This is a genomic window from Shewanella fodinae (assembly GCF_014651955.1).
In the GTDB taxonomy this organism is placed as follows: Bacteria; Pseudomonadota; Gammaproteobacteria; order Enterobacterales; family Shewanellaceae; genus Shewanella; species Shewanella fodinae.
In genome coordinates, this window is record NZ_BMXW01000002.1 from 233,135 (window position 1) to 245,183 (window position 12,049).

Here is a 12,049-nt window from a genome sequence, read left to right on the forward strand (position 1 = left end):
ATGACCCTGAAAACTAACCTATTTTTTCCAACCCACCCATATATGGCCGCAGTACGTCAGGTACGGTTACACTACCATCGGCATTCTGGTAATTTTCTAGAACGGCAACCAGCGTCCGGCCAACGGCGAGACCTGAGCCGTTTAACGTATGCAACAACTTCGGTTTTTTATCGTCTTTACTGCGATAACGCGCTTGCATGCGTCGCGCCTGGAAATCCTTCATATTGGAGCAGGAAGAGATCTCACGATAGGTGTTCTGCGCTGGCAACCAAACTTCAATATCATAGGTTTTGGATGAGCCAAAGCCCATGTCACCAGTACAAAGTACTATCACTCGATACGGTAAACCCAACTTTTGCAGCACAGTTTCTGCATCTTTGGTGAGACTTTCCAGTTCATCCATAGAGGTTTCTGGCTTCACCAGCTTGACCAATTCCACTTTGTCGAACTGGTGCTGACGGATCAAACCACGAGTATCTTTACCATAAGAACCAGCTTCACTACGGAAACACGCGGTTTCTGCCGTCAGTTTAATCGGCAGTTCGTCTTCTTCAACAATACTATCGCGTACTAGGTTTGTCAGCGGTACTTCAGCCGTTGGGATCAAGTGCAGGCTCTGACCTTCTTCGGTCGCTGGTTTGGTGTGAAATAGATCATCAGCAAATTTAGGTAACTGACCTGTTCCTAACAAGCTGGCATCATTAACCAACAGCGGCACATAAGTTTCGGTATAGCCATGTTCCTGGGTGTGCAGATCCAACATGAACTGCGCCAGCGCACGGTGCAGTCGGGCGATTTGCCCTTGCATGATCACAAAACGGGCCCCAGTGAGTTTAACGGCACTCTTGAAGTCCAAGCCTTTGGCCTGTTCTCCAAGATCGACATGATCTTTGATCGGAAAATCAAAAGTTCTTGGTGTACCCCAACGGCGCACTTCAACGTTCTGTGATTCATCAGTACCTACGGGAACGGATTCATCCGGCAGGTTGGGCATGCTCATGGCGATTGCGTTCAATTCATCCAATAACTGCGACAATTCCTGCTTTTTGGTGTCGAGCTTACTACCGAGATCATTGACCTGCGCCATGATTTCGGAGACATCTTCACCCTTCGCTTTCGCCTGACCAATCGATTTCGACATGGCATTGCGACTGGCCTGCAGCTCTTCAGTTTCTACTTGCAGAGCCTTACGTTTTTCTTCCAGCCGGGTTAGCCGGTCAACATCGAGAATAAAACCACGGGTCGCCAGCCGCTCAGCGGTGGTGGCAAGTTCATTACGCAGATATTTAGGATCTAACATCTTTTTTGTCTTTAGTTATTAAACGCGTGAAAAAATCAGTTGCTGCCCTAGGAATACCATCAACAGACAGATCCCCAGATTCAACACCACATTTAAAAATGCCTTGAGCCATTCACCGCCCTGGATCAGCAGCAAGGTTTCATTAGAGAACGTGGAAAAGGTGGTCAGTGCTCCGAGAAAACCAACACCGATCAGCGCTTTTATCTCCGGACTGACGTGGCTCAACTGCCCCAGTGCGAAGACGACTCCCATCAGAAAAGAGCCAAGTACATTAACTGTCAGTGTACCAAAAGGAAATGCACTGCCAAATAGCTGGATCATAAATAACGAAATAAGATTGCGTAAAACAGCGCCAGTTGCGCCGCCAAGTGCGACCCACAATAGATTATTCATAACGTTTGCGCTCGCTGTGCAAATCGAGTAACTGTAATTGTTGTAATTTGTCGGCCATGCGTTTTTCAAAACCACGCTCGCTTGGGTGATAAAAGCGAGTGTTTTTCAACGCTTCCGGAAAATAGTTTTCACCAGCGGCGTAAGCATTGGGTTCGTCGTGGGCATAGCGGTACTCTTTCCCTGCGCCCAACTCTTCCAACAATTTTGTCGGGGCATTTCTCAGATGCATCGGCACTGCTTCATTACCGCTTTCTCTGGCTAATTGCCGAGCCGCTTTAAATGCGGTGTATACTGCATTGCTTTTAGGGGCTAGCGCCAGATAAACGATGGCCTGAGCTATGGCACGTTCGCCCTCAGCTGGTCCAACACGGTGGAAGCAATCCCAAGCATTTAAGGCGACAGTCATCGCTGTAGGATCGGCGTTACCAACATCTTCTGAAGCAATCGCCAATAACCTCCGTCCAACATATAGCGGATCACAACCACCTTCCAGCATTCTGCAATACCAGTAAAGCGCTGCGTCAGGTGCAGAACCGCGGATAGATTTATGTACCGCGGAGATCAGGTCGTAATACTGATCGCCATTTTTATCAAAACGTGCCAGCTGTTGCCCCGATACCTGTACCAACAATTCCTCTGAGAATTCGCCGCCATCAGGCAACATATCACTCATCAGTTCCAGTAGGTTCAGCGCCTTACGGCCATCACCATCGGCGACATTCGCCAGTTGGGATAACACACTTGCGGGTATGGTGAGTTGACGTTTTCCCAGACCACGTTCGTTATCGGTTAGCGCTCGCTGCACCAGCTCGGCAATTTCTGTATCAGCCAGTTTATTGATCAGATAAACCCTGACTCTGGACAATAACGCATTATTGATTTCAAACGATGGATTTTCGGTGGTTGCACCAATAAAAATCACGGTGCCATCTTCAATAAACGGCAGAAAAGCGTCTTGCTGACTTTTATTGAAACGATGTACTTCATCCACAAACAACAACGTGCGTTGCCCACGCGATTGCGCCACATTCTGTGCGTGTTCAATTGCTGCTCGGATTTCTTTCACGCCAGATGTGACCGCTGAAATTCTTTCAACATGGGCGTTGGTGTACTGCGCTATCAGTTCTGCCAGTGTGGTTTTGCCAGTTCCTGGTGGCCCCCACAACATCATCGAATGGGCTTTGCCAGCTTCCAACGCCTTACGTAGTGGTTGACCTTCACCTAATAAATGCTTTTGGCCGATATAATCTGCCAATGCCGTTGGCCGCATTCTCGCGGCCAAAGGGCGGAAGTCCGGCGCAAAATCAAAACTCATACTTGGCATGGGTTACTGGCCATCATGTGGACGTTGATCATCCACAGACACCCCTTCAGGAGGCGTGAATGAAAACAATGTGTTGTCTTCATTGGTTAATGACTGCTGGTTGGACAGTTCAAAGACACTGTTATTGCCTTGAGTATCATCGAGACTGAGCCGCGTCAATGTATTGCCATCAAAACACACTTCAACCTGTTGTATGCCAGTATCGGCAGCCTTGGGCAGAATATCAAAACACTTACCTTTGGCGCGTATAGTAAATTTGGCCCAGGTGCTTTTATCGCGATGTACTAATAAGGTGATTGGCGACGCCGCAATCGCATCTCGCAGCCCCAGGACACTGACTTCTTCGGCAAAGGGATTATAAATCCATACATCTTTGCCATCTGCGACAATCAATGACTCGTCTGGCTGTGTGAGATGCCAGTAAAAACGATTGGGCTGAGACAACGCTAAGGTTCCGCTACCCGACTGAATTTGCTTACCATTTATATCTGTGACCGTCTGGGTAAAACTGGCTTTTAACGCCGGATTAGCATCCAGTTTGACTTTAAGCGTCTGCTCCGCGGTTTGTGCCTGCGCCTGCATGCAGGTCAACAGCAAGGCAGACAACAACAATTTTTTCATCAATACCTCTATAATTGCTTATCTTGGTGGCGGCGCGAGAACTTCACGGTTGCCATTGTGGCCCTGCGCGCTAACAACGCCCTGCATCTCCATTTGCTCGATGATTCGGGCAGCACGGTTGTAACCAATTTTGAATTTTCGTTGCACGCTGGAGATGGAACCACGACGGGTTTCGGTTACAAAAGCCACAGCTTCATCATAAAGCTCATCAAATTCTTCATCACCAGCCTCAGCCGCCTCACCAGGCAACAAGACCTGTTCACCGTCGCTGGAGCCTTGTAAAATCTCTTCAATATACTGTGGCTTACCGCGGGCATGCCAATCCGCGACAACGTTGTGTACTTCGTCATCACCGATAAAAGCACCATGAACACGAATAGGCACACCTGTTCCTGGTGGCAGATATAACATATCCCCCATCCCCAACAGCGTTTCCGCGCCTTGCTGATCGAGAATGGTCCGAGAGTCAATACGCGAAGACACTTGGAAGGCGATGCGGGTTGGAATGTTCGCTTTAATCAGGCCGGTTATCACATCAACCGACGGCCTTTGTGTCGCCAAAATCAGGTGGATGCCTGCCGCTCGGGCCTTTTGCGCGATACGGGCGATCAACTCTTCCACTTTTTTACCGACAATCATCATCATATCGGCAAATTCATCAACCACCACCACAATTGATGGTAGTTTATCCAACTCATCTGGGGCTTCCTGCATGCTCTGCCCTTCTCGCCATAAAGGATCGAGTAAAGGTTCTCCCGCGGCTTTTGCTTCTGCGACTTTAGCGTTATAACCCTTGAGGTTACGCACACCAACAGCAGACATTAGCTTGTAGCGGCGCTCCATTTCGCCGACACACCAACGCAGAGCATTGGCGGCTTCCTTCATATCGGTAACGACTTCACATAATAGATGCGGGATCCCTTCATAAACAGAAAGTTCCAGCATTTTGGGGTCGATCATAATAAAGCGTACATCGTCAGGCCCAGACTTATACAGCAAACTGGTGATCATGACGTTTACCCCAACAGACTTACCGGAGCCAGTGGTGCCCGCAACGAGCAAATGGGGCATTCTAGCCAAATCTACGACGACAGGTTCACCGGCGATATCCTGCCCAAGCACCATCGTTAGGGTCGATTTGTTGTCTTTGAACGCCTGACAATCGAGAACATCACGCAGGAATACGGTTTCACGGAACTTATTTGGCAACTCCAGTCCAACATATGCTTTCCCCGGAATAACCTCGACCACACGTACGCTTTCAGCTAACAATGACCGTGCTAAGTCTTTGGATAGGTTTGAAATTTTTGAAGCTTTTATCCCTGGAGCCAGCTCTAACTCAAAACGGGTGATCACGGGGCCAGGATAAACACCAACGACTTTGGCTTCAATATTAAAGTCAGCCAGTTTCAGTTCTACTAATCGCGCTACCTGCTGTAACTCCTCCTCTGAAATCGGATTTTTCTTACGATCAGGCACGTTTAGCAAATCAACGCTTGGCAACGGCTCCATCGCTTTTTTAGGGGTGTCAGGCACCTGTCCTGGCAACACGATAATGCCATTTTCCACTCGGGCTTTTTGTGATTGCAGCTGTTGCCGCTTGGCCTTTGCCGCTGAGACATTATCGTTAACTGGAGAGACTGCGAAAATGTCATCATCACTAAGTTCATCTTGTGAATGTTCAGCAAAATGGATCAGTGGCTCCACTCTGCCATGTTCTTCTTCGGTGTTATCAATAGCCGCCTTTTTACGAAATCGTGCTAGTAGTTTACGTGGTTGGGTGTACGGCTCACCGTCATCTTCATCATCGTCATTTTCAGCAACGTCAGCAGTGTCTGCTTCGTTGTCTCGGCGCTGTCGGTATTTATCTACAACCGACATAAAACCCTGTGTGTCATCGCTATCGCCACGGCGCTGGAACCATTGAGGGAAATGCCAAAGTTTTTTCAGGCACCACAAGGTTGAAAGTCCCAGCATTTCAGCAATGGTTATCCAACTGATGCCCGTCATCAACGTAAAGCCCGCACCAACAAAACACAGCAATAATAAGGTAGTACCTAACTGATTAAAGTACGGTAACATCCCTTGCCAAATAACATCACCAGCAACGCCTCCGGCAGAGAATTCATAGATGTCATCGGCATTCATGCTGGCAATGGCGGCAAGACTCAGCATCATCAGCAAAAAACCCACCAACCGCAGACCAACGGAAAAATAGTCGATGTCACTCAGTTGGTGTGAGCGCTTAAACAGCAACCAGCCCGTTGCGGCAATAACGATCGGCAGTACAAAGGCGGTATAGCCAAAAAAATAGAACAGCACATCAGCGATCCAAGCGCCAACCTTCCCTGTCAGGTTGCTCACTGTGCCCTGAAAATTAGTTTGGCTCCAGCCAGGATCACTCGGATTGAAACTGCTAAGTGCCAGCAATACGTAGACTGCCAACATGCAGCAAAGGATAAGTCCGCCTTCTTGGAGACGCTGCAACCCACTGAGGGTTCTGACGCTTTTTCCCTGAGACAAATGAAACTTCCATCTGAACAAATACGAATGGCACTTAAGATACCAGAATCTGTTTGAATGTGCAGTGCCATCAACAAGATATGCATCAACAGTTAATTCACTGGTACAGCTGCGGTTAAGCCAGCCATTTTAGTTGCGTTATAAACTAAAACAGCCGGGTCAAATCCCGGCTGTTTTATCATTAATATCAGGCAGAAATTGCGATACGGTTGGTTTGCTTAACTTCTTCCATTACCACATACGTTCTGGTATCAGACACAGATGGCAATTTCAATAAGGTTTCCCCCAACAACTTGCGGTAAGCCGACATATCTGACACGCGAGTTTTTAACAAATAGTCAAAATCACCAGAGACCAGATGGCATTCCTGAATATCGTCCAATAACTGTACTGCGCGGTTAAATTTGTCGAACACTTCCGGAGTGTCACGCGTTAGCGTAATCTCTACAAATATCAACAGTGACGCATCCACATAGTGCGGATTAACCAATGCCGTATAACCACTAATAAAGCCCTGTTTCTCAAGTCTTTTTACCCTTTCAAGGCAAGGGGTTGGACTCAACCCTACGCGCTTGGATAATTCAACATTGGAAATGCGGCCGTCGTTCTGAAGTTCTATAAGTATGTTGCGATCAATACGATCGAGATCTTTAATGGAATTTTTTTTATTATCAGCCATGTTTTTAACCTTGTTTTATTTCTAAAACGGTTTTTTATGTTGCGTATGTTAAAAGTTTAGCAGCATAAACTGCATAAGCCAGACTATACTAGACGTTCCTGACTGTTTAGTGTCAGGTACGCAATTATAACAAATATCCTACTCCCGTATCTGGGAAAATTTATGTTGAGGCTCAAAAATGAAGATTGGTATTCCAAAAGAGATAAAAAACCATGAATACCGGGTTGGCATGGTGCCGTCATCCGTACGAGAACTGACGATGCAAGGCCATGAGGTATATATAGAAAAGAATGCGGGTCTTGGCATTGGATTTACTGACGACGACTATACTGCAGCGGGTGCTTCTATCCTAGATACCGCTGCGGAAGTGTTCGCCATTGCTGAAATGGTGGTAAAAGTAAAAGAACCGCTTGCTATTGAACGTGCGATGTTACGACACGATCAGATCCTGTTTACCTACTTGCATCTTGCGCCAGATTTGGCACAAACCGAAGATTTGCTCAAGAGCGGTGCTGTATGTATTGCTTATGAAACCGTGACTGATGCCAAAGGTGGCTTACCGTTATTGGCACCTATGTCAGAAGTTGCTGGCCGCATGTCAATTCAGGCGGGTGCTATGGCACTTGAAAAATCTCACGGCGGCCGTGGCATGTTACTCGGTGGTGTACCTGGCGTGGAGCCCGCTAAAGTAGTGATTATTGGCGGCGGTATGGTGGGCACCAATGCCGCGCAAATTGCGATTGGCATGGGCGCGGATGTGACGGTATTGGATCGCTCTGTTGATGCATTGCGACGTCTTAACATGCAGTTTGGTTCAGCGGTTAAAGCGGTCTATTCCACTGCTGATGCCATCGAACGCCATGTTCTAGAAGCCGACTTGGTCATCGGTGGGGTGTTGATCCCTGGCGCTCAGACACCAAAACTGGTTACCAAAGAGATGGTCAAACGGATGAAACCTGGCAGTGCTATTGTTGACGTGGCAATTGATCAGGGTGGATGTGTCGAAACGTCCCACGCGACTACTCACCAAGATCCCACCTATATTGTGGACGATGTGGTGCATTATTGCGTTGCTAATATGCCCGGCGCCGTTGCCAGAACATCCACCTTTGCATTGAATAATGCCACCCTGCCCTACATTTTAAAATTGGCTCGTATGGGGTACAAGGAAGCGTTGTTGGATGACAAACATCTGTTAGCAGGCCTTAACGTAATGCACGGTAAATTGACCTGCAAGGAAGTGGCTGAATCGCACGGTTTGGCGTACACAGCACCTACTAGCCTGTTACAATAATCTGGCAGTCTTAATGAAATCGAAGGAGCCTGCTGGCTCCTTTTTTATCGATTGAGGCAATCTTGATTATTCAGGGAATGGCGCTTTACCACCCGCGTCAAATTACCTACAATCGCGGACAATTTTTGAAGGCATGGAGAACTTTATGAGCCAAGCTAAACATTGTCATCTGCTTATTCTGGGGTCCGGCCCAGCCGGATACACCGCCGCGGTTTACGCTGCTCGTGCCAACCTGAAGCCAGTGATGATCACCGGTATGCAACAAGGTGGTCAGTTAACCACCACCACTGAAGTCGAGAACTGGCCTGGCGATCCTGACGATCTGACTGGGCCGTTATTGATGGAACGCATGCAGAAACATGCAGAGAAGTTTAATACTGAAATTATTTTTGATCATATCAATAACGTTGATCTACAGCAGCGTCCTTTCCGATTGGTCGGTGACAATGCTGAATACACTTGTGATGCGTTGATTATTGCGACCGGAGCTTCTGCTCGCTATCTAGGATTACCGTCAGAAGATGCCTTCAAAGGCAGAGGGGTTTCAGCCTGTGCCACATGTGATGGCTTCTTTTATCGCAACCAAAAAGTTGCCGTGATCGGTGGTGGTAACACCGCCGTTGAAGAGGCACTTTATTTGTCCAACATTGCCGCAGAAGTTCACGTTATTCATCGCCGCGACAGCTTCCGCTCAGAAAAGATCTTGATTGATCGGCTGATGGATAAAGTGGCAAACGGCAACATTGTATTACATCTCGACAGTACGTTAGATGAAGTGCTTGGTGATGATATGGGCGTTACCGGTATCAAGCTGCAAAACGTGAAAGATGGTTCGATAAGTAATCTTGACGTTGCAGGTGTATTTGTTGCTATCGGTCATAGCCCCAATACGGCTATTTTCGAAGGACAGCTGGAAATGAATCATGGCTATCTGAAAGTTAACAGCGGTATCAATGGCAATGCCACACAGACCAGTATTCCTGGGGTATTTGCTGCAGGCGATGTTATGGATCAGTATTATCGTCAGGCGATTACTTCTGCCGGCACCGGCTGTATGGCCGCGCTGGATGCTGAACGCTATCTAGATGCTCAAAAATAAGCCTTCTGGCAAGAAAAAACCGGCAAACTAATGCCGGTTTTTTTGTGCTTGGAGAGCCGTCATACAGCACTGCTAACGCCGTTATTGTCGTCCAAATATTCCTGATTATGGCGCAGCATATCCAACAATTCATCAATGTAGGCGTCCTGCCGCTCCGAATAATTTACCAGACCATAAACCAGTTTTTCAGCACTGAGAGGTTCCTTTTGTGCCCGCAAATCAGCGCGAATTGAGCGGAATAAGCCATATGCAGCGTTAGAGTTCAAATTGCGCATGTAGGAAGCCACCGAGTCTTCAACACTATTGAACACCGCAACTTCATGAACCTGACCTTGCCCACGTGACTGTGGCACCAGACCACAGCCCTCTTTAAAGCACCACTGACCAAAAAAGTTGAAACCTTCTTTGGCAAAACGCGATGCGCCCCAACCTGACTCATTAGCCGCCTGGATTAACACCATGGACTCAGGAATGACATCAACCCGTCGCAGCAAACTCCGTAGACTTGCAGCATCAATATTGCGGATAGCATATTCATATTTATCCGCCAGCTTATGTACCCGATACACTTCCGCGTCATCAAGTACATTGTGATTTTTCAGATGATTCTGCACCTGCAGCAGAAAGCGCCTTTCCTCTGTAATAATGCGGTTTTGTTTTTTTACCGCCGGGCGCAGGAAATCAAAAAATGCCTGCTTCTTAGCACTCACATCATCAAATGCACTGAAGTCAGGGATCAGGTTAACACCCAACCGGTTTTTCTTTACTAGGGGTGCCCCTATGTCATTTTGCTCAGCCACAGGAATGAAGATGACCCGTAGTGTCAATACCGCAAGAATGACCACGGCCATAGCCAGAATAGATGAGCCTAAGCGACCTGTTCTCAAACAGCCTCCTTTGAAAATGACTAATAAACGGAGTTGATTATAAATCAGGCATACGGTTTCACAAAATTTGCGATGTTCCAGAGACCTTTGGTACATAAAAAAAGGACGGTTTATACCGTCCTTTTACAGGAATGTCCTATGCTCGCTACAGTACTTTGGCAATTGCTTTACAAATAACCGGAATATTGGTTTTGGTCATCCCCGCGACACTGATACGACCAGAACCAACAATATAGATAGCAAACTCGTCACGCAGTCTTTCTACCTGAGATTTATTCAGACCCGAAAAGCTGAACATGCCTTTCTGCTGACAGATAAAGCTAAAATCTTTCTCAACCCCTTCGGCTTTCAGAGTATCAACAAACAGTTGTCGCATTTCAGCAATGCGCTGCCGCATGGTAGTAACTTCTTCTAACCACAAGGCTTTTAACTCTGGATCTGTCAACACTGTGCTGACGATTAAGCCACCATGTGCGGGTGGATTGGAATAGTTGGCGCGAATTGTACGCTTTACTTGACTGAACGCTTTTTGCGCGGTAGCTGCGTCCTGCGCAACTAGCGTGACTGCACCAATACGTTCATTGTAAAGTCCAAAGTTTTTTGAAAATGAGTTTGCGACCAACAACTCAGGTACTACTGCTGCAACCGTGCGCAGCCCCAATGCATCTTCTTCAACACCATCACCAAAACCTTGATAGGCGAAATCAAACAATGGCACTAGTTGTTTAGCAAAACATAACTGTGCAATTTGAGTCCATTGCGCTGCCGACAGATCAATACCGCTGGGATTATGACAGCAGCCATGCAGCAATACTAAATCTCCGGTAGTAGCCTGTTGTAGATCTGCAACCATCGCCTCGAAGTTCAGCGACTGATTGGCAGCATCGTAATAACCATATTCTCTAATTGAAAGGCCTGCCGCTGCAAAGATGTTTTGATGATTGGCCCAAGTTGGTTTACTGACCCAAATTGTCTTGCTGTTAGTGTTATTAACCACAAATTCAGCTGCTATTCTCAGCGAGCCGGTACCACCGGGAGCTTGAGCTGTTACCGCTAATCCTTCTTTGACAATTTTACTGTCGGCACCAAAAAGCAGTTCCTGCACTACTTTGTTGTATAGCTGCACCCCATCAATACCTAAATAGGTTTTTGATGTTTCGGTATCCAACAATTTCGCTTCAGCGAGTTTCACTGACTTCAGCACGGGTGTTAGACCAGACTCATCTTTATACACACCTACACCTAAGTTGACTTTTTCCTGGCGCGGATCTTTCTTAAAGGCTTCGGTCAAACCTAATATCGGATCGGCTGGTGCTTGACTTATCTGCTGGAAAATCATGTTTTATACCTGCTTATGACTGGAATTATTGTAGGGCGGAAATCGCTGTATTTATACCACTGGCAGCGATCTCGAAACAGCTCTATCAATAAATTATGTGAGCAAGCCGCCCAATAAATAAACATTTTTCAAAAAATTATCAAAAAAACTGAATTCAGTATATCAATAGTCATTTTTTATTAAAAATACATCAGACAAACGATGGCAGGAGCTATTTTTATGAAATTTATCGCCGATAGTTGTCTATGGATACCCAAGGCTGTACGCATTGCATACGGAGCGCCTACCTATAATGTGTGGGATCGGCAAGGATAGAAAAGAAGAAGAGAAAAATTGGGCGTTTAGCTTAAAAATTGCCCAAAAAATGTCCCAAAAGCAAAACGGGAACCAGTAAGTTACTGATCCCCGTCTTTTAATTATGGCGGTGAAGGAGGGAGTCGAACCCTCGATACGTTTCCGTATACACACTTTCCAGGCGTGCTCCTTCGGCCACTCGGACACCTCACCACAAGATGTTTTTTTGATGCTCATCCAACATCTGTTGACGCTAGTCTTTTACCGACTAAACGGCCAACGGAGCGGTACTTTAC

General features: G+C 46.9%; 10 protein-coding genes and 1 tRNA gene. 2 read left to right on the plus strand and 9 right to left on the minus strand.

What is annotated here, in order from left to right:
• Window positions 1-13: 13 nt before the first annotated feature.
• From serS to lrp, 6 genes are all read right to left on the minus strand, one after another.
• Window positions 14-1,300, minus strand: coding sequence for a serine--tRNA ligase (gene serS / locus IE064_RS03270; protein ID WP_189616361.1), 1,287 nt, complete (start codon window positions 1,298-1,300; stop codon window positions 14-16).
• A gap of 18 nt (window positions 1,301-1,318) precedes the next feature.
• The gene (gene crcB, locus IE064_RS03275; protein ID WP_189616362.1) at window positions 1,319-1,693 is read right to left on the minus strand and encodes a fluoride efflux transporter CrcB; all 375 of its coding nucleotides are present in this window, start codon (window positions 1,691-1,693) and stop codon (window positions 1,319-1,321) included.
• On the minus strand, window positions 1,686-3,017 hold the full coding sequence (locus IE064_RS03280) for a replication-associated recombination protein A (RefSeq protein ID WP_189616364.1): 1,332 nt from the start codon (window positions 3,015-3,017) through the stop codon (window positions 1,686-1,688). Before IE064_RS03280 ends, crcB begins: the two co-directional genes overlap by 8 nt.
• A gap of 3 nt (window positions 3,018-3,020) precedes the next feature.
• Window positions 3,021-3,638 carry an outer membrane lipoprotein periplasmic chaperone LolA gene (gene lolA, locus IE064_RS03285; protein WP_189616366.1) on the minus strand — a complete coding sequence of 206 codons (618 nt, stop codon included), beginning with the start codon at window positions 3,636-3,638 and terminating at the stop codon, window positions 3,021-3,023.
• An 18-nt stretch (window positions 3,639-3,656) separates the two neighbouring features.
• Window positions 3,657-6,161 carry a DNA translocase FtsK gene (locus IE064_RS03290; protein WP_189616373.1) on the minus strand — a complete coding sequence of 835 codons (2,505 nt, stop codon included), beginning with the start codon at window positions 6,159-6,161 and terminating at the stop codon, window positions 3,657-3,659.
• Window positions 6,162-6,348: 187 nt separating this feature from the next.
• The gene (gene lrp / locus IE064_RS03295) at window positions 6,349-6,840 is read right to left on the minus strand and encodes a leucine-responsive transcriptional regulator Lrp (RefSeq protein WP_133039161.1); all 492 of its coding nucleotides are present in this window, start codon (window positions 6,838-6,840) and stop codon (window positions 6,349-6,351) included.
• Between the two features lie 178 nt (window positions 6,841-7,018).
• On the opposite strand from lrp, the gene ald reads away from it, so the two are divergent.
• Window positions 7,019-8,134 carry an alanine dehydrogenase gene (gene ald / locus IE064_RS03300; RefSeq protein WP_189616375.1) on the plus strand — a complete coding sequence of 372 codons (1,116 nt, stop codon included), beginning with the start codon at window positions 7,019-7,021 and terminating at the stop codon, window positions 8,132-8,134.
• 145 nt (window positions 8,135-8,279) lie between these two features.
• Window positions 8,280-9,233, plus strand: coding sequence for a thioredoxin-disulfide reductase (gene trxB / locus IE064_RS03305; protein ID WP_189616377.1), 954 nt, complete (start codon window positions 8,280-8,282; stop codon window positions 9,231-9,233).
• A gap of 59 nt (window positions 9,234-9,292) precedes the next feature.
• Here the strand turns inward: trxB and IE064_RS03310 are convergent, their stop codons facing one another.
• The 3 genes from IE064_RS03310 to IE064_RS03320 form a co-directional block, all read right to left on the minus strand.
• A complete protein-coding gene (locus IE064_RS03310; RefSeq protein WP_133039164.1) occupies window positions 9,293-10,120 on the minus strand; it encodes a glucosaminidase domain-containing protein in 828 nt (275 codons plus the stop codon).
• Window positions 10,121-10,265: 145 nt separating this feature from the next.
• Window positions 10,266-11,459, minus strand: a complete 1,194-nt coding sequence (locus tag IE064_RS03315) for an amino acid aminotransferase (RefSeq protein WP_189616379.1) — start codon at window positions 11,457-11,459, stop codon at window positions 10,266-10,268.
• Between the two features lie 419 nt (window positions 11,460-11,878).
• Window positions 11,879-11,966 (minus strand) — tRNA-Ser (locus tag IE064_RS03320).
• Window positions 11,967-12,049 lie beyond the last annotated feature (83 nt).

What these genes read in the sequence shown, in the direction of transcription:
- ald (WP_189616375.1), top strand. Translation starts at nt 7,019, where the DNA reads ATGAAGATTGGTATTCCAAAAGAGATAAAAAACCATGAATACCGGGTT.
- lrp (WP_133039161.1), bottom strand. Translation starts at nt 6,840, where the DNA reads ATGGCTGATAATAAAAAAAATTCCATTAAAGATCTCGATCGTATTGAT.
- trxB (WP_189616377.1), top strand. Translation starts at nt 8,280, where the DNA reads ATGAGCCAAGCTAAACATTGTCATCTGCTTATTCTGGGGTCCGGCCCA.
- IE064_RS03315 (WP_189616379.1), bottom strand. Translation starts at nt 11,459, where the DNA reads ATGATTTTCCAGCAGATAAGTCAAGCACCAGCCGATCCGATATTAGGT.
- IE064_RS03280 (WP_189616364.1), bottom strand. Translation starts at nt 3,017, where the DNA reads ATGCCAAGTATGAGTTTTGATTTTGCGCCGGACTTCCGCCCTTTGGCC.
- serS (WP_189616361.1), bottom strand. Translation starts at nt 1,300, where the DNA reads ATGTTAGATCCTAAATATCTGCGTAATGAACTTGCCACCACCGCTGAG.
- crcB (WP_189616362.1), bottom strand. Translation starts at nt 1,693, where the DNA reads ATGAATAATCTATTGTGGGTCGCACTTGGCGGCGCAACTGGCGCTGTT.
- lolA (WP_189616366.1), bottom strand. Translation starts at nt 3,638, where the DNA reads ATGAAAAAATTGTTGTTGTCTGCCTTGCTGTTGACCTGCATGCAGGCG.